The sequence below is a fragment of the Mesorhizobium sp. B2-8-1 genome, assembly GCF_006440955.1.
Lineage (GTDB): Bacteria > Pseudomonadota > Alphaproteobacteria > Rhizobiales > Rhizobiaceae > Mesorhizobium.
This window is the reverse complement of sequence record NZ_VFTX01000003.1, coordinates 1-16,785: the sequence shown is the minus strand read 5'-3', so window position 1 is coordinate 16,785 and position 16,785 is coordinate 1. Positions and strand designations below refer to the sequence as shown.

14 protein-coding genes and 1 pseudogene are annotated in these 16,785 nt (G+C 64.7%); 5 read left to right on the top strand and 10 right to left on the bottom strand.

Going from position 1 to position 16,785, the window contains the following annotated elements; genetic code table 11:
- Window positions 1-33 precede the first annotated feature (33 nt).
- The gene (locus tag FJ428_RS08380) at window positions 34-1,692 is read left to right on the top strand and encodes an FAD-binding dehydrogenase (RefSeq protein WP_140491118.1); all 1,659 of its coding nucleotides are present in this window, start codon (window positions 34-36) and stop codon (window positions 1,690-1,692) included.
- A 64-nt stretch (window positions 1,693-1,756) separates the two neighbouring features.
- On the opposite strand, the gene FJ428_RS08375 is transcribed toward FJ428_RS08380, so the two are convergent.
- The 7 genes from FJ428_RS08375 to FJ428_RS08340 all read right to left on the bottom strand — a co-directional run bounded on the left by FJ428_RS08375 (window position 1,757) and on the right by FJ428_RS08340 (window position 9,587).
- The gene (locus FJ428_RS08375; protein WP_140879277.1) at window positions 1,757-2,695 is read right to left on the bottom strand and encodes an alpha/beta hydrolase; all 939 of its coding nucleotides are present in this window, start codon (window positions 2,693-2,695) and stop codon (window positions 1,757-1,759) included.
- Window positions 2,696-2,911: 216 nt separating this feature from the next.
- Window positions 2,912-3,694 carry a carnitinyl-CoA dehydratase gene (locus tag FJ428_RS08365; RefSeq protein WP_140517770.1) on the bottom strand — a complete coding sequence of 261 codons (783 nt, stop codon included), beginning with the start codon at window positions 3,692-3,694 and terminating at the stop codon, window positions 2,912-2,914.
- On the bottom strand, window positions 3,687-5,765 hold the full coding sequence (locus FJ428_RS08360) for an acetate--CoA ligase family protein (RefSeq protein WP_140554543.1): 2,079 nt from the start codon (window positions 5,763-5,765) through the stop codon (window positions 3,687-3,689). The genes FJ428_RS08365 and FJ428_RS08360 overlap by 8 nt, the downstream gene beginning before the upstream one ends.
- A 3-nt stretch (window positions 5,766-5,768) precedes the next feature.
- Entirely contained in the window at window positions 5,769-6,929 is a 1,161-nt protein-coding gene (locus FJ428_RS08355) for an acyl-CoA dehydrogenase (protein ID WP_140879276.1), read from the bottom strand.
- 4 nt (window positions 6,930-6,933) lie between these two features.
- On the bottom strand, window positions 6,934-8,028 hold the full coding sequence (locus FJ428_RS08350; RefSeq protein WP_140491107.1) for a carnitine 3-dehydrogenase: 1,095 nt from the start codon (window positions 8,026-8,028) through the stop codon (window positions 6,934-6,936).
- Window positions 8,029-8,030: 2 nt separating this feature from the next.
- Complete coding sequence (locus FJ428_RS08345) at window positions 8,031-8,654, bottom strand: HD domain-containing protein (protein ID WP_140491104.1); 624 nt, start codon at window positions 8,652-8,654, stop codon at window positions 8,031-8,033.
- A 15-nt stretch (window positions 8,655-8,669) separates the two neighbouring features.
- Window positions 8,670-9,587 (bottom strand): 3-keto-5-aminohexanoate cleavage protein, encoded by a 918-nt coding sequence (locus FJ428_RS08340; RefSeq protein ID WP_140879275.1) that lies wholly within the window; start codon window positions 9,585-9,587, stop codon window positions 8,670-8,672.
- Window positions 9,588-9,666: 79 nt separating this feature from the next.
- On the opposite strand from FJ428_RS08340, the gene FJ428_RS08335 reads away from it, so the two are divergent.
- Window positions 9,667-10,647 (top strand): GlxA family transcriptional regulator, encoded by a 981-nt coding sequence (locus FJ428_RS08335; RefSeq protein WP_140879274.1) that lies wholly within the window; start codon window positions 9,667-9,669, stop codon window positions 10,645-10,647.
- A 32-nt stretch (window positions 10,648-10,679) separates the two neighbouring features.
- On the opposite strand, the gene FJ428_RS08330 is transcribed toward FJ428_RS08335, so the two are convergent.
- Window positions 10,680-10,889 (bottom strand): hypothetical protein, encoded by a 210-nt coding sequence (locus tag FJ428_RS08330; protein WP_140491096.1) that lies wholly within the window; start codon window positions 10,887-10,889, stop codon window positions 10,680-10,682.
- Window positions 10,890-11,197: 308 nt separating this feature from the next.
- Window positions 11,198-12,523, bottom strand: coding sequence for a xylose isomerase (gene xylA / locus FJ428_RS08325; RefSeq protein WP_140554541.1), 1,326 nt, complete (start codon window positions 12,521-12,523; stop codon window positions 11,198-11,200).
- Between the two features lie 110 nt (window positions 12,524-12,633).
- Here xylA and FJ428_RS08320 point away from each other — a divergent pair, with 110 nt between their 5' ends.
- The gene (locus FJ428_RS08320) at window positions 12,634-12,996 is read left to right on the top strand and encodes a nuclear transport factor 2 family protein (RefSeq protein WP_140554540.1); all 363 of its coding nucleotides are present in this window, start codon (window positions 12,634-12,636) and stop codon (window positions 12,994-12,996) included.
- A gap of 197 nt (window positions 12,997-13,193) precedes the next feature.
- On the opposite strand, the gene xylB is transcribed toward FJ428_RS08320, so the two are convergent.
- Window positions 13,194-14,648, bottom strand: a complete 1,455-nt coding sequence (gene xylB, locus FJ428_RS08310) for a xylulokinase (protein ID WP_140879473.1) — start codon at window positions 14,646-14,648, stop codon at window positions 13,194-13,196.
- Between xylB and FJ428_RS30240 the strand changes: the two genes are divergently transcribed.
- Window positions 14,647-15,063, top strand: coding sequence for a hypothetical protein (locus FJ428_RS30240; RefSeq protein ID WP_181167282.1), 417 nt, complete (start codon window positions 14,647-14,649; stop codon window positions 15,061-15,063). The genes xylB and FJ428_RS30240 overlap by 2 nt on opposite strands.
- A 41-nt stretch (window positions 15,064-15,104) precedes the next feature.
- A pseudogene (locus FJ428_RS08305) lies at window positions 15,105-16,785 on the top strand (autotransporter outer membrane beta-barrel domain-containing protein); the annotation flags it as partial.

Sequence of the window (16,785 nt, the reverse complement as noted above, 5' to 3'; positions counted from 1 at the left end):
ATTCATACGGTAGCCAGCTAACGGGAGGGGAAATTGGCTGACGACGCGGATGTCATCATTGTCGGCGCCGGCCTTGCCGGGCTGGTCGCCGCCGCCGAACTGGCCGAGGCCGGCAAGAAGATCGTCATCGTCGACCAGGAACCGGAGCAGTCGCTGGGCGGCCAGGCCTTCTGGTCGTTCGGCGGTCTGTTCCTCGTCGATTCGCCCGAGCAGCGGCGCATGCGCATCCGCGATTCGCACGAGCTGGCGCTCGAGGACTGGCTGGGCACCGCCGCTTTCGACCGGCCGGAGGATCACTGGCCGCGCAAATGGGCCGAGGCCTACGTCGGCTTCGCCGCCGGCGAGAAGCGCTCCTGGCTGCTGGAGCGCGGGATGAAATTCTTTCCCGTGGTCGGCTGGGCCGAGCGCGGCGGCGGCAATGCCATTGGCCATGGCAATTCCGTGCCCCGCTTTCACATCACCTGGGGCACCGGTCCCGGCGTGCTCGAGCCCTTCGTGCTGCGCGTCCGCGAAGCCGAGAAGAAGGGACTGATCCGCTTCAAGTTCCGCCACCGCGTCAACGAATTGATCCGCACCGGCACGAGGATCGACGGGGTGCGCGGCGACATCCTGCAACCAAGCACCGTCGAGCGCGGCCACAAGAGTTCGCGTGAGATATCAGGTGATTTCGAGGTTCATGCGCAGGCCGTGATCGTCGCCTCCGGCGGCATCGGCGGCAACCACCAGCTGGTCCGGGAAAACTGGCCGAAGCGTCTGGGCGCGGCGCCGAAGTGCATGATCACCGGCGTGCCCGACCATGTCGACGGCCGCATGCTGGCGATCACGGAACAGGCCGGCGGCAGCGTCATCAATCGCGACCGCATGTGGCACTATGTCGAGGGCATCAGGAACTGGGCGCCGATCTGGACCGATCATGCCATCCGCATCCTGCCCGGTCCGTCGTCGCTGTGGCTCGACGCCAGGGGCAAGCGCCTGCCGGTGCCGCTTTACCCCGGTTTCGACACGCTCGGCACGCTCAGCCACATCACGAGCACCGGGTTCGATTATTCCTGGTTCATCCTGACCAAAAAAATCATCCAGAAGGAGTTCGCGCTCTCGGGCTCCGAGCAGAACCCGGACCTGACCGGCAAGAGCTGGCGCCAGGTGCTCGGCCGCGCCACGTCGGGCATTCCGGGCCCGGTCAAGGCGTTCATGGAGAAGGGCGAGGATTTCATCATCGAGGCCGAACTGCCCGATCTGGTGGCGCGCATGAACAAGCTGGCCGGCGGCGAACCGCTGCTCGACGTCGCCCATGTCGAGCGCGAGATCCGCGCCCGCGACCGGCAACTCGACAATCCCTTCTCCAAGGACATGCAGGTCACCGCGCTGCGCGGAGCGCGGGCCTATCTCGGCGACCGGCTGATCCGCACGGCCAGGCCGCACAAGATGCTCGATCCCGCGAACGGCCCGCTGATCGCGGTTCGCCTCAACATCCTGACCCGCAAGACGCTGGGTGGCCTGCAGACCGATCTCGAAAGCCGCGTGCTGGGGAGCGATGGCGAGCCGGTTCAGGGCCTCTATGCGGTCGGCGAAGCCGCCGGTTTCGGCGGCGGCGGCGTGCATGGCTATGCGGCGCTCGAAGGCACGTTCCTGGGCGGCTGTATCTTCTCCGGCCGCAGCGCCGGCCGGGCGGCGGCTCGTTCGGTAGGCTGAGCGCCGAACGGCTTGGCAGTCGCTGGGTTGATCATCTTCTGTCGATTGTCATGCGAGGAGGCCCTCACCAGATCCACTCGCTTTTGCCGAGCGCCGACACCGCCTCGACGATGCAGGTAAAGCTGGCGCGGGCGCGGCCGACCGTGTGCCTCGCCCTGAGATAGCCGTGCACAAGCCCTTTTTCCTCGAACCAAGTGGCTCGCCCGCCGCCCGCCACGATGCGGTCGCGATAGGCCTCGCCGTCCGACGACAGCGGATCGCACTCGGCGGTGATCAGCACGGTCGGCGGCAGGTTGGCGAAATCGGCGTCGGCCAGCGGCTGAAGCGTGATGTCGCCGGTCTGGTCCACGCCGCCGGTACGGATGTGCTTGTAGAATTCGAGGTCGCGCGTGGTCAGCATAGGCGCTTCGGCATGCTTCAGATAGGAGCCACGCGAACGGTCGCCGCCGAGCCCGGGATAGATCAGCACCTGCCCGATCGGTTTCTTCGCATGGCCGCGCGTCGCATGGCTGACTGCGGCGCAGAGATTGCCACCGGCGCTGTCGCCGCAGAGCAGGACGGGATGATCGCGGGTGGCTGCCGCCCACTCGAAGGCGTTCATCGCATCGTCAAACGCGGCCGGATGCAGATGCTCCGGCGCCAGCCGGTAGTCGACCGAGACGACGTCATAGCCGGTGCGGCCGCAAAGCTCGGCGCAAACGTCGTCATGGCTGTCGAGCCCGCCAAGGATGAACCCGCCGCCGTGGTAATAGAGCACCGTTGCCACTGCCTGCGGGGCGCTGCGATAGATGCGGATCGGGATATTGCACGCCTGTGCGGCAATAGCGGTGGTTTCCGCTGTCACCCCCTCGGGATAGCCGGCAAAGAACTCCCGGCACATGCGGGCGTAGATCTCGCGCTGCTCGGCAATCGTGTAGTCGATCGTATCCGGCGGGTAATAGGAATTGGTCCGCTCGATGAAGGCCCGGGTCTCGGCATCAATGAGTTTGCTGTAGTCGGTCATGGCCGCGCCGACTGTGAACGGCGAGCCCAGGCACCCCCCTCTGTCCTGCCGGACATCTCCCCCGCAAGGGGGGAGATTGGCAGTTCAATCGACATCGCCCTTATTGCAGCGTTGACGATTGGCGAAAGCGGAAATGACATCCAATCTCCCCCCTTGCGGGGGAGATGGCCGGCAGGCCAGAGGGGGGTGCCTCGCGCCGTCATCTCTGGCATTGCTTTACTTCCCCTTCCACACCGGTTCCCGCTTCTCCGCAAAAGCCCGGAACCCTTCCATATTGTCCTCGGAACCGTACAGCGCATCGACCGTCGGCAACTGCCGGCGCGTCACCCTGTTCATCGCGTCCTGGAAAGTCAGCGCTTCGGCCACCCGCGCGGTTTCCTTGATCGCGGCGAAGACAAGCGGCGGGCCGCTGGCGAGCAGGCGGGCGATCTCCCAGACGCGGTCCTCCAGCTTCTCCTTCGGCAGCACCTCGTTGACCAGGCCCCAGCGATGCGCCTCGGCAACGTCCATCCAGCGGCCAGTGAGCAAAAGGTCCATGGCGACATGATAAGGAATGCGCTTCGGCAGCTTGATGGTCGCGGCGTCGGCAAGCGTGCCGGCGCGGATCTCGGGCAATGCGAAGGAGGAGTGATCGGAGGCGTAGATGAGATCGCAGGACAGCGCCAGCTCGAAGCCGCCCCCCACCGCCATGCCGTTTACGCAGGCGATGACAGGCTTGTTCAAGTCGCGCAGTTCCTGCAGCCCGGCAAAGCCGCCGACGCCATAGTCGCCGTCGACGGCGTCGCCGCCGGCGGCGGCCTTCAGGTCCCAGCCGGCGCAGAAGAACTTGTCGCCGGCGGTCTTGACGATGGCGACGCGCAAGCCGGGGTCGTCGCGAAACGCCTTGAAGGTCTCGCCCATCAGCCGAGAGGTCTTCAGGTCGATGGCGTTGGCCTTGGGCCGATCGAGCGTGACCTCGAGGATCGAGCCTTCACGGCGGGTCGAAACGACGTCAGGCATTCTTGTTCTCTCCCAGCACCAAAAGCGCATCGGCGATCCAGGCGCCCTTGCCCTCGCTGCAGACGATCAGCGGATTGATGTCGAGTTCCTCGATCTCGCCGGCATTCGTCTGCACGAAGGCAGCAATGCCCGCGATGGCGTCGATGGCAGCTTGGACGTCGGCCTTCGGCCGACCGCGATAGCCTTCGAGCAGCGGGAACAGTTTGAGAGCGCGAAGTGCTGCCTCGATGTCGTCGCGGGTCGCCGGCAGCATCAAGGTGACGCTGTCGCGCAGCAATTCGACCAGTACGCCGCCGGTGCCCAGCGTCATGACAGCGCCGAACATCGGATCGCGGGTGAAGCCGACGATCAGCTCGGCGACGCCGTCGCGCACCATGCGCTCGACATAAAGGCCGGTGCCGAGCGGCAAAAGGTCGTGCGCGGCGGTGCTGACGGATTCGGCGTCCCTGAGGTTGAGCCTGACAGCGCCGACCTCGGATTTGTGGGTGACACCCAGGGCCTTCAGCGCCACGGGGAAACCGAGCGCCATGGACGAGATCACCGCCTCGACGGCACTGTCGGCGCGCTCGCCCTTGGGCACCGGCAGCCCGGCCTTGATCAGCCGCGCCTTGGCTTGCGCCTCGTCAGGCGTGACATGCTCGCCGCCGGCAGCGCCGGAAGCTGAGGTGTCGACCGGCTGCGCCTGCGGCTCGCGCCAGGCCCAGCCGATGAAGGCGGCCGCCTGGGCGGCATCCATCGCTTCGGAAATGCCGAACAGCGGCACCATGCCCCGCGCCATCAGCTCGGCGGTGTATTCCTCGGGCAGGTTCTCGGGCAGCGACGAGACGATCGCGCCATGTGCCTTGTTGGTCTTGAGCGCCGATTCGAAGGCGCGCAGCGTCGCCCACCAGTCGGTCACCGAGCAGCGGTCCGGGCGCGGGAAGTCGAGTACCAGCATATTGAGGTCGAAGCCGCCCGACACCATGGCGGTGAAGGTGGCGGTCATCGCCGGCTCGTTGTTCCAGATGAAGGTGTGATAGTCCAATGGATTGGCGACCGCGACCAGCGGCCCGAGCGTCGACTTGACGTGGGCACGGTGTTCTTCCGTCAGCACCGGGAAGTTGACCCAGCGGCCTTCGGCGCTGTCGGCCATGACCGAAGCCTCGCCGCCCGAACAGCTCATCGATGACAGGCTGTAGCCGGGCAGCGGACCGGTGACATGCAGCAGCTTCAGCGCCTCGATGAAGGCGGGGATGGAATCGACGCGCGCGATGCCGAGCCGTTTCAGGAAGGCCCCGGACGCTGCGTCCGAGCCGGCGAGCGACGCGGTGTGCGAGACGGTCGCTTGCCTGGCCTGTTCGGAGCGGCCGACCTTCATGGCGATGATCGGCTTTTTCAATTCCCTGGCCCGTGCCGCCAGCCGCTCGAAGCCGGCTACCGAATCGAAAGCCTCGATGTGCAGGCCGAGCGAGCTGACGCGCTCGTCCTCGATCAGGCCGAGCGCCATTTCGGAGAGGCCGGTCTGCGCCTGGTTGCCGGCGGTCATCAGGAAGGCGATCGGCAGGCCGCGCTTCTGCATCGTCATGTTGATGGCGATGTTGGACGACTGGGTAATGATGGCCACCCCTTTGCCGCCGTCGGCCAATCTTATGCCGCCATGCTGGTCGGGCCACAAAAGCGCGCCGTCGGCATAGTTGATCAGGCCGTAACAGTTCGGCCCGATGATCGGCATCTCGCCGGCGGCGGCGACGAGTTCGGCCTGCAGGCGCTCGCCATCCGCGTCATAGGCTTCGGTTTCGAGGAAACCGGCGGCAAAGCAGACGGCCCCGCCGGCGCCGCGTTCGGCCAGGGCCTTGATCACGTCGATGGTCAGGTGTCGGTTGACGCCGACAAAGGCGGCGTCCGGCGCGCCGGGCAGATCGGCGATCGAACGATAGGCCTTGCGGCCGGCGACCTCTTCCTTGCTCGGGTGCACCGGCCAGATCTCGCCGGCAAAGCCCATCTTGATCGACTGTGCCACGACCGCGGCGGCCTGCGCGCCGCCGAACACGGCGATCGATTTAGGGCGCAGAAGGCGTTCAAGTTTGTGCATGGATCAGGCCCCGAACGGGCGCAGCAGCGCCCGCGAAATGATGTGGCGCTGGATTTCCGACGTGCCTTCCCAGATGCGCTCGACCCGGGCGTCGCGCCAGATGCGCTCCAGCGGCAGGTCGTCCATCAGCCCCATGCCACCATGGATCTGGATCGCTTCGTCGGCGACGTAAGCCAGCATTTCTGTGGCCTTCAGCTTGGCCATGGCCATGTCCTGGTCGGTGACGGTGCCCTGATCGTACTTCCAGCCGGCTTCGAACACCATCAGGTCCGCGGCCTTGAGTTCGGTTGCCATGTCGGCGAGCTTGAACGACACGCCCTGGAACTTGCCGATCTGCTGGCCGAATTGCTGACGCTGCGCGGCGTACTCGACCGCGTGGCCGAGCGCGCGTTCCGCGCGGCCGAGGCAGGTGGCGCCGACCTGCAGGCGGGTGGCGCCGAGCCAGGAATTGGCGACGTCGAAACCCTTGTGGACTTCACCCAACACCTGGCTTGCCGGAAGGCGGCAATCGTCGAATTCGAGGATGGCGTTGGTGTAGCCGCGATGCGAGACGTTGCGGTAACCGTCGCGCACCGTGAAACCCTTGGTGCCCTTGTCGACGAAGAAGGCGGTGATCTTCTTGCGTTTGCCGCGCGGCGAATCCTCTTCGCCCGAGGCCATGAAGACGATGGCGAAGTCGGCGAGATCGGCGTGGCTGATGAAGTGCTTGGTGCCGTTCAATACCCAGTCGCCGTCCTGCACGGCGGTCGCCTTCATGCCGCGCAGATCGGAGCCGGCGCCCGGCTCGGTCATCGCCAGGCAATCCCATTTCTCGCCGCGGATGCACGGGAACAGATATTTTTCGCGCTGCTCCGGCGTGCCGGCCAAAAGGATGTTGGAGGGGCGCGCGACGCAGGTCCAGTGCAGCGCGTAGTTGGCGCGGCCGAGTTCCTTCTCGTAAAGCAGCCAGGTCACCGTATCGAGCCCCGCGCCGCCGACATCGGCCGGCATGTTGGCGGCATAGAGACCGGCTTCGATCGCCTTGGCCTTCAGCTCCTCGATCAGTTCGCGGCGCAGCACGCCGGTGCGCTCGACCTCGCGCTCATGCGGGTAAAGCTCATTCTCGACGAAGGCGCGCGTCGTCTCGACAATGAGCTTCTGTTCCTCCGACAGACCGAAATCCATGGTCTCAGCCTTTCTTCTTTTTCTTCGGTTTTTCGGCTTTCTTCACCGGCTTCGATGCCTTCGCCTTCTCGGCCGCCTTGGAGGCGGCCGGCTTTTTCGCCGCCAGCTTGGCCAACTGCTTGGTATAGTCCCTGTGCAGGGCGCCGGCTCCCCAGCCCTTGCCCTTGTTCTGCTTCGAGAGCGCATCCATGATGGCGACCAGATTGTCGTCGCGGATCTTTTCCAGTTCGCGGATCGACAGGCCATGCGCCTGGTCGTCCGACTGCGTGGCGATCAGGTCGACCAGCTCGTCGTTGAACTCCGGTACGTCCATCAGCTTGGTCCACGGCCATTTCAGGCAGGGGCCGAACTGCGCCATGAAGTGGCGCATGCCGGCTTCGCCGCCGGCGACGCGATAGACCTGGAACATACCCATCTGCGCCCAGCGCAGGCCAAAGCCATAGCGCATGATGTCGTCCAGTTCCTCGACGGTGCAGATGCCGTCCTTGATCAGCCACAGCGCCTCGCGCCAGGCGGCTTCCAGCAGTCGGTCGCCGACGAAGGCTTCAATCTCCTTGCGGATGACGACAGGCTTCATGCCGATCGAGGCATAGATCTCCTTGGCGACTTCGACCGCCTCGGGGAATGTCTGGTCGCCGCCGACGATCTCGACCAGCGGCAGGAGATAGACCGGGTTGAACGGGTGGCCGACGACAAGCCGCTCCGGGTGTTTTTTCATCGCCACCTGCATGTCGGTCGGCTTGATGCCTGATGTGGACGAGCCGACGATGGCGTTGGCCGGCGCGTGGATATCGATCTCGGACAGGACCTTATGCTTGAGGTCGAGCCGTTCCGGCACGCTCTCCTGGATGAAATCGGCATCGGCCACCGCCTCGGCGATGGTCTTGGCGAAGGTCAGCCTGCCTTCTTTCGGCAGGCCGCCCGGAACCATCTGCTTGTAGGCGCGGCGCGCGCCCTTCATCACTTCTGAGACCTTGCGCGAGGCCTCGGGATCAGGGTCGAAGATCGACACGTCGATGCCATTCAAGAGCAGGCGCGCCACCCAGCCTGCGCCGATGACACCGCCGCCGATGGCGGCCGCCTTGTTGATGATGCTCATGGTCAGGCTCCGGTTCTTGTCTTGGCTGTTTCGGGATCGGTGAGCGGCACGCGCTCGCCGGCGCGGATAATGGCGGGGTCGTAGGCCCTGCGGACAAAGACTTCGAGCACGAATGGCCTGAAGAACTCGATCGGCAGCGTCTCGTAGTCGGGGTCGAAGCTCGACTGGTCCCAGCGCTCGCAGAACTGGTCGCAATCGTCGAAATAGGCATGACCGGCGAAGCGGTCACGCGCATGGCGGTTGCCGCCAAGATGATGGGCATAGTAGAGGCGCTGGAAATCGCCGTGCTTCTCCACCACCCAGGTGCATTGTTCGCGCACGAAAGGCTTCAGGATCGACGCGGCGTATTCGTCGTGGTTGTAGGGTGCGTAGATATCGCCGATGTCGTGCAGCAACGCGCAGGCGATCCAGTCGGTGTCGGCGCCGTCGCGCCAGGCGCGTGTTGCCGCCTGCAGCGAATGGCCGAGCCGGGTGATCTTGTAGCCGGAAAGGCCCTCGTCGAGTTGAACCAGGGCTTCCAGCAACCGATCACCGGTTTTGGCGGCATAGTCGATTTCATGGGCGGTCAGGAATTCGTAGTCGTCCTTGTCGCCATCCTTCATTGCGGTGAATTTGACGGTGGCCATCTGAAGCTCCCCTCTCTATGCCGCGATCGGCGGCCGCTTGGTGAGGTTGAGCTTCCTGCGCACTTCCTCCGGCCCCAGAATCCTGGCGCCGAGATTGGTGACGATGCTGGCGGCACGTTCGACCAGCTGCGCGTTGGTGGCAAGCACGCCCTTGTCGAGCCAGAGATTGTCTTCGAGACCGACGCGGACATTGCCGCCGGCCAGCACTGCGGCGGCGGCATAGGCCATCTGGTTGCGGCCGATCGAAAAGGCCGACCAGCTCCAGGTCGACGGCACGTTGTTGACCATGGCCATGAAGGTGTTGAGGTCGTCAGGCGCCCCCCATGGCACGCCCATGCAAAGCTGCACAAGCGCATCCGGCTTCAGAACCTGTTCCTCGACCAACTGCTTGGCGAACCACAGATGGCCTGTGTCGAAGGCCTCGATCTCCGGCTTGACGCCGAGCGCGGTCATCATGCCGCCCATGGCGCGCAGCATGCCCGGCGTGTTGGTCATGACATAGTCGGCCTCGGCGAAGTTCATGGTGCCGCAGTCGAGCGTGCAGATCTCCGGCAGGCACTGGCGCACATGCTCCATGCGGTTGCTGGCGCCGCCCATGTCGGTGCCCTTTTCATTCAGCGGCAGCGGCGCCTCGGGCGAGCCGAACACCATGTCGCCACCCATGCCGGCGGTGAGGTTCAGCACCACGTCGACATTTGCTTCGCGGATGCGCTCGGTCACTTCGCGGTAGAGATGAACGTCGCGCCTGGGCTTGCCGGTCTCGGGATCGCGCACATGGCAATGCACGATCGCCGCACCCGCCTTGGCCGCGTCGATGGCCGAATCGGCGATCTCTTTGGGCGAGCGCGGCACATGCGGGCTGCGGTCCTGTGTGCCGCCGGACCCGGTCACGGCACAGGTAATGAAAACCTCACGGTTCATCGCAAGCGGCATGGAACTCTCCTCCCAGTCGAAACAGGCGTCAAGCATCGCCCGGCTTGCCGAAAACTGCTTTGCGTTTTACGAAACTTCCATGACTAAAAGCGAAAAACTGACGATCTTTCGCGCCGAGCGGTCGCCGCTCAAGGTGACGATGCTGGTGTTTTCCGGCTCGTCCATCATGTGCGTGGCCTCGGCGGTCGACCCGCTGCGCGCCGCCAACCGCATCTCCGGCGAGATATTGTTCGATTTCAAGCTGGTTTCCGTGACCGGCGAGGCGCCGGTCACCACTTGTGGCCTGCCAGTGGCGGTCAGCGGCCGCTTCGACGCGGCCGAGCCGACCGACGTTCTTGTCGTCGTCGCCGGTTTCGGCACGCAGAATTATGCGACGTCGGCTCTGCTCTCGGGCCTGCGTCGCGCCGCCCGTTCGGCGCGGGCCTGCGGCGGCGTCGAGGCCGGTACATGGCTGGTCGCGCGGGCCGGCTTGCTCGAAGGCCGCAGCGCCACCACCCATTGGGAAGACATGGAAGATTTCTCGTCGGCCTTTCCGGGCGTCGACGTCCGCCCGGACCGTTACGTCATCGACGGGCCGGTCTTCACCTCCGGTGGCGCCTCGCCCACCTTCGACCTGATGCTGCACCTCGTTCGCACCCGCCTCGGCATGGCCGTGGCGCTCGATGTGGCCAGCGTCTTCATCTACGATCAGGCCCGTGCGGCCACCGACGCTCAGCCCCTGGTCTCGCTTGGCCGGCTCGACGGCTATGATCCGCGCCTGGCGCAAGCCATCCGGCTGATGGAAGCGCATGTCGACCAGCCGTTGACGGTCGCCGCCGTGGCAAAGCGCGCCGGGGTTACGGCACGGACACTGGAGAGCATCTTCCGCAAGTCGATCGGCGAGACGCCCGGCGCCTACTATCTCAGGCTGCGCCTGGGCGCTGCGCGGCGGCTGGTGATCGACACCAGAGTGGCGATGGCCGACATTGCCGGGCGGACCGGATTTTCATCCGCCGCGGCATTTTCGAGGGCGTTTTCAAGAGCTTTCGGTGAAGCCCCGGTCAGGCTACGCCGGGGTTGATGTACATGTCGTCCAAAGTGGGAAGCGGTTGATCAGGCAGCGTTCTGCCGGTCGCCGCCACTATCGATCTGCGAGCGCATCTGTCTTGCCAGATGGGTCTCGAAACGGCTGGCAACGGCGCGGTCCCATTCGTTGGAGCGGCGCGCACCATCCTTCGGATGCGGCATTGCCATCAGCCGGTCGATAATCGACCCGGCCTCGCCATTTGAGAGCAGGGCGTCGATTTCACGTTCGTTCTGCATATCGGTTCGCCTCCTTCTTCCTCTCCCGCCACGAGCACCTTCTTATAGGAGATTCGTGACGGCAGTTTGAAGGCAAGAGAGAGGCGATTGAGGGGCGTCAGTGGGCAAAACCTTGTCGTCGATTCCGCACTGGCGCAAAGCCGTTTCACCCGGTCTCGGCGCCACCCTCGTCCGCCCGCCGGCACCTTTCCCGTTCAATGGCGAAGATGGTGGCAGGCAGATAAGCGCGACGCCGGGAACTTCTTCCCGCGAAGCGGCGTGGGTAAGCGGAACGGTGGCTGAACGAGCCGCCGCCCGCCTTTCATCCCTTACACGTAGCGGTTGACGATGTTTTCCAGCAGTTCCTGGCGGCCGGAGCGCGGCTGCGGTTCGATCTTCTTCTTCACCACGCGCTCGGCGATGTCCTCCAGCGTGCGCTTGCCGGCAAGCATCGCCTTGGCCTCGCCGCTGTTCCAGCCTGCGTAGCGCTCGGCGAGTGGAGCCGACAGCGCCTTGTCTTCGACCATCTTGGCGGCTGCCTTCAGGCCGCGCGCGCAGGCATCCATGCCGCCGATATGGCCGATCAGCAGGTCCTGCGGATCGAGCGACTGGCGGCGCAGCTTGGCGTCGAAATTGGTGCCGCCGGTCTTGAAGCCGCCCGCCTGCAGGACCTGGTAATAGGCCAGGGCCATCTCCGGCACATTGTTGGGGAACTGGTCGGTGTCCCAGCCCGACTGGTAGTCGTTGCGGTTCATGTCGATCGAGCCGAAGATGCCGAGCGCATTGGCCAACGCCAGCTCGTGCTCGAAGGAATGGCCGGCGAGGATGGCGTGGCCCTGCTCGATGTTGAGCTTGACCTCCTTCTCCAGGCCGAAGCGCTTGAGGAAGCCATAGACGGTCGCGACATCGTAGTCGTACTGGTGTTTTGTGGGTTCCTGCGGCTTCGGCTCGATCAGGATCGTGCCTTTGAAGCCGATTTTGTGCTTGTAGTCGACGACGAGGTTGAGGAAACGGCCGGCCTGCTCCTGCTCGCGGGCAAGGTCGGTGTTGAGTAGCGTCTCATAGCCCTCGCGTCCGCCCCAAAGCACGTAATTCTCGCCCTTCAGCCGCTTGGTGACGTCGATGCAGCTCTTCACCGTCGCCGCCGCATAGGCAAACACATCCGGATCGGGGTTTGTCGCGGCACCCGACATGAAACGGCGGTGCGAGAACAGGTTCGCCGTGCCCCACAAGAGCTTGACGCCAGTCTGCTTCATCTTGATGGCGAAATAGTCCGCGATCTCGTCGAGGCGCGCGGAACTTTCCGAAAAATCCTTGCCTTCGGGCCGCACGTCGGCATCGTGGAAGCAGAAATAGGGCGCGCCGAGCAGCGAGAACATCTCGAAGGCGACGTCTGCTTTCAGTTTTGCCAGTTCCATCGTGTCGATGCCGCCGGCCTTGGGGAACCACGGCCGATCGAAGGTCTGGCCGCCGAACGGATCGCCGCCCGGCCAGGCGAAGGAATGCCAGTAGGCGACGGCGAAGCGCAGATGGTCTTCCAGCCGCTTGCCGGCCACCAGCTCGTCCGGGTTGTAGAACCGGTAAGCCAGCGGATTAGCCGAATCCGGCCCCTCATATTTGATCTTCTGGATGTCGCCGAAAAAGCCGCTGCTCATGGATTTCCTTCCTCTCCGAAATGGCTCCGCCTGATTACCTCAGGCGTAATTGGTTCCGTTCGTCCGTTGGGTGAAAAGGGTCATGTCAAAGCCAACGAAGGAGACAGATCATGACCGATCTCAACAAGATCGCCGAAAGCTACATCACCGCCTGGAACGAGAGCGACGCCGCGCGCCGTCAGGCGCTGCTCAAGGCGACTTTCACCGAAAACGTCAGCTATCGCGATCCCATCATGCAGGGCGACGGCCATGAAGGCGTCGCGGCGCTGATCGACGGCGTGCAGCAGCGCTTTGCCGGCTTCCGCTTCTCGCTGAAAGGCACACCGGACGGGTTTGCCGACAAAATCCGCTTTTCCTGGAACCTCGGCCCGGAGGGCACACCGTCCATCATCGAAGGCACCGATATCGGCGTCATCGAGAACGGCCGCCTGAAGAGCATTACCGGCTTCCTCGACAAGGTGCCGGCGCAGTGAGGCTTCACGGCTAAGGTAGGCGCCAGGCGCCCCCCTCTGGCCTGCCGGCAATCTCCCCCTCAAGGGGGGAGATTGGCTGATTTTTATACCTTCGCCAACCTCCGGCCTTGCAAGGCTAGCGTAGCCGCCAAAGCTGCCGATCTTCCCCCTAGAGGGGGAGATGCCCGGCAGGGCAGAGGGGGGCGCCTGGCGCCTGCTCACGCCGTTGCCGCGCTGATCGCCGGATAAAGCCCGCGGTAGCGCTGGTAGGCATCGGCAAATGCACCATCCAAGCCGGCATCCGGTTCGATCGTTGCATCGGTCCTCGGCGCCGTGCAGACATCGAGCGGATCAGTGTCCGTCGCTGCGATCAGGCCGAGCCGGGCCGCGCCGAAGGCGGCGCCGAAATCGCCGTCGGCGGGAATGTCGACAGGCAGCTGAAGCGCGGTGGCGATGGCCTTCAGCCAGTAGCGCGAGCGCGAGCCGCCGCCGATCGCCGTCACACGCATCAAGCTCGTGCCCGCAGTCTTCAACGCCTCGAGGCTGTCGCGAAAGGCGAAGGCCACGCCTTCCAGCACGGCCTGGGTCAGGACGGCGCGGCTCGATTCATGCGCCAGTCCGGTAAAGGAGCCGCGAATGACGGAATCATTGTGTGGCGTGCGCTCGCCCGAGAGATAGGGCAGGAAGGACACGCCGGTCGGCGCCTTCAGTGTATCGCCCAGTTCCGATGTCAACTCGCCTGCGCCCTTGCCGGTAATCTCGGACAGCCAATTGAGCGAATCGGTGGCCGACAGGATGACGCCCATCTGATGCCAGGTGTCAGGCAGCGCATGGCAGAAAGTGTGGACCGCGCTTGCCGGGTTGGGCAGATAGGAGGCATTGGCGGCAAACAGCACGCCTGACGTGCCCAGAGACACGAACGCATGGCCGGCACGGACCGTGCCCATGCCGCAGGCGGAAGCCGCATTGTCGCCGGCGCCGCCGGCAATCGGGATGCCGGCTTCGACGCCCCATTTCGACGCCAGCTCGCCGCGCAGCCCACCGGCCTTCTGCGTACCCTCGACCAGGGATGGCATGTGCTTTTCGTCGAGCGACGTGGCCGCGAGCAGGTCGGCGGACCAGCGCCGCTTCCCAACGTCGAGCCAGGAAGTGCCAGCCGAGTCCGACATTTCCGAAATATGTTCGCCGGTCAGCCACAGCCGCAGGAAATCCTTGGGCAGCAGCACCTTGGCCACTTTGGCGAAAATGGCGGGTTCGTTGTTCTTCACCCAGGCGAGCTTCGGCGCGGTGAAACCGGGAAAGACGATGTTGCCGGTCAGCTCGCGAAACCGCGGATCGGCGTCGAGCGCGGCTGCCTCGGCATGGCTGCGCGTATCGTTCCACAGAATGCAGGGGCGCAGCACCTTGTCAGAGGCATCGAGCAAGGTGGCGCCATGCATCTGACCGGATAGGCCAATGCCTTTCACCGCCGCGAACTGCCAGGGATGGGAGGCCTTCAGTTCGGCGATCGCGTCTTCGCAGGCGCGTAGCCAGTGGGCTGGATCCTGTTCGGACCAGCCGGGATGCGGCCGCGAAACGTCGAGCGCGCCATGGCCGGAACCGATGACGGTCTGTTCGGCATCGATCAGCAGCGCCTTGACGCCCGACGTGCCCAGGTCGAGGCCGAGATACATGTTTTCCTCCCCTGCCATTATTTTTTTCGGATCTCGAAAAAATCTGGCCGAGCCAGTTTTTAAGCCAAGATCCGTCGCGGGTCAATTCTCTGACAAATCGGCCGCGCATCGCGAAAACAATGCCGACAACGGACTGTCCGGCCGTGCCAGCGCGCGCGCCGCCGCCAACACGCTTTGGAGGGTTGGCGAGGCGCGCGCCAAGCGCCAATTCTGGCTCAATCAAAGCACAGCTCTGTCCGGCCCGTTTTCCAGTTCATCAACCATGACGCGCAGATTAGGCTTTGTAAAACGGAACGAATTGTGTCTTCATTGCGGCGCAGGGTGGGGGCTTGCAATCGCGAATCTTGGAGGGACGCGGTGCGGCGCTTTGAAAACAGACTTTCGAATGGCGGTTCGGAAGACATCGCTAAATTAGTTGTTCTGGAACGGCATGTGCCGTTGATGCTTCATCCTCGGATGCTTGGCGTTCTTGCCGCGACGTCGCTGGCGTTGCTGCCCAATTCCGCGGCCTTCGCCGCATGCCTGCTCGTTCCGACCGCCGGAAACGACACCTTCATCTGCGACAGCGGCGATTCGGGCGGGAGCCTCAACGATCTGAACGGCGACAACACGCTGACCTTTCCCTCCGGCGGCACCGGTCAGGTGAGCGGCAATGTCACCTTTGGCGTCGGTTCGGACCGCATCGACATGCAGTCCGGTACCATCACCGGCACGGTCGATCAGGGCGGTGGCGCCGATTTCTTCACCATCGGCGCTGGCACCGTCACCGGCAATGTGCAGCAAGGCTCGGGCACCGACGACTTCAACATGAGCGGCGGCCAGATCGGTTCACTCAACCAGGGTGATGGCCTCGACACCTTCACCATGACGAACGGACGCATCGTCGATTTCTTCGACGACGGCGACCGTGCGGTGATGACGGGCGGCCGCATCGGTCGCGTCAACATGAAGCTCGACCAGAACTATTTCAACATGTCCGCCGGCACCATCGACCGCAACCTGGTCACCGGCTTCGACAAGGACACGATCATCCTTTCGGGCGGCACGATCGGCGGCAACATCAGCGTCAGCGGCGGCAACGACAGCGTGACGATTACCGGCGGCACGGTCGGCGGCGACGTGCTGATGAGCTTCGGCGCCGACAGTTTCGTCTGGGACGGCGGCGGCATCATCTATGGCGCCGTGGACCTCGGGGCCGACAACGACACGGCAAAGCTGAGCAACCTGACCAATTCCAATCTGGGCGGCGTCGACGCGCTGAATGGCGGCCTCGGCACCGACGCGCTCACTTTTGACAACGTCAAGCTCGAAGGCATCAGCCGGGTGCAGAATTGGGAGAGCATCGACGCCACCAATGACACCGAACTCACGCTGGACGGCAATCTGGTGCTGGGAGACAGCGGCACCGGCACCGGCTCGCTCAACGTCGATGCGGCAAGCACGCTCTATGGCGGCGGCTTCAACGCGTCGATACAGGCCTTTACGGCGGGCCAGCTTGCGGACGTCGTCAATGCCGGCCGCATTGACCTGACCAACGGCAGTACGGGCGCGACGGATCGGCTGACGATTTCGGGCAATTACACCGGGCTTGGCGGCCTGCTGCTCATCCAGACAGAGCTCGGCGATGATTCCTCGGCCTCGGACAGGCTGGTGCTGTCGGGCGGCACGGCTTCCGGCTCGACCGGCATCGGGGTGGTCAATGTCGGCGGCGCGGGTGCCGAGACGACGCAGGACGGCATCATGGTCGTCCAGGCGGTCAATGGCGCCACCTCCAGCGCAAGCGCCTTCGCGCTCGATGCGCCGGTCGCGGCAGGCGCCTTCGAATATTATCTGTTCAAGGGTGGTGTCACCGCAGGTAGCACGGAGAACTGGTACCTGCGCTCGTCGTTGATAACGCCGACATCGCCGGCCGCGGCGCCGCCGGCGCTCGAACCGGCAGCGGCGCCGGAGCCCGAGCCCGAACCTCCGGCAACCGAGCCGCCGCCGCCGCCTTCCCAACTGCCGCACGTGCCCGTGCCGTCCGAAGGCGACGTCAACAATCCGCCGGTCGATCCGACGCCGCCGGTGCAGGCCGGCGATCCGGAGCTCCAGCCCCCGCCACCCCCGCCGGCGGCACCGGCGGCTGATCCGCCACCGC

Bases quoted from the DNA above. Each gene is read 5' to 3' on its own strand.
- FJ428_RS08320 (WP_140554540.1), top strand. From the start codon at position 12,634: ATGACCGATCTCAACAAGATCGCCGAAAGCTACATCACCGCCTGGAAC.
- FJ428_RS08360 (WP_140554543.1), bottom strand. From the start codon at position 5,765: ATGCACAAACTTGAACGCCTTCTGCGCCCTAAATCGATCGCCGTGTTC.
- FJ428_RS08335 (WP_140879274.1), top strand. From the start codon at position 9,667: ATGACTAAAAGCGAAAAACTGACGATCTTTCGCGCCGAGCGGTCGCCG.
- FJ428_RS08355 (WP_140879276.1), bottom strand. From the start codon at position 6,929: ATGGATTTCGGTCTGTCGGAGGAACAGAAGCTCATTGTCGAGACGACG.
- xylB (WP_140879473.1), bottom strand. From the start codon at position 14,648: ATGTATCTCGGCCTCGACCTGGGCACGTCGGGCGTCAAGGCGCTGCTG.
- FJ428_RS30240 (WP_181167282.1), top strand. From the start codon at position 14,647: ATGTTTTCCTCCCCTGCCATTATTTTTTTCGGATCTCGAAAAAATCTG.
- xylA (WP_140554541.1), bottom strand. From the start codon at position 12,523: ATGAGCAGCGGCTTTTTCGGCGACATCCAGAAGATCAAATATGAGGGG.
- FJ428_RS08375 (WP_140879277.1), bottom strand. From the start codon at position 2,695: ATGACCGACTACAGCAAACTCATTGATGCCGAGACCCGGGCCTTCATC.
- FJ428_RS08350 (WP_140491107.1), bottom strand. From the start codon at position 8,028: ATGAGCATCATCAACAAGGCGGCCGCCATCGGCGGCGGTGTCATCGGC.
- FJ428_RS08345 (WP_140491104.1), bottom strand. From the start codon at position 8,654: ATGGCCACCGTCAAATTCACCGCAATGAAGGATGGCGACAAGGACGAC.
- FJ428_RS08330 (WP_140491096.1), bottom strand. From the start codon at position 10,889: ATGCAGAACGAACGTGAAATCGACGCCCTGCTCTCAAATGGCGAGGCC.
- FJ428_RS08340 (WP_140879275.1), bottom strand. From the start codon at position 9,587: ATGCCGCTTGCGATGAACCGTGAGGTTTTCATTACCTGTGCCGTGACC.
- FJ428_RS08365 (WP_140517770.1), bottom strand. From the start codon at position 3,694: ATGCCTGACGTCGTTTCGACCCGCCGTGAAGGCTCGATCCTCGAGGTC.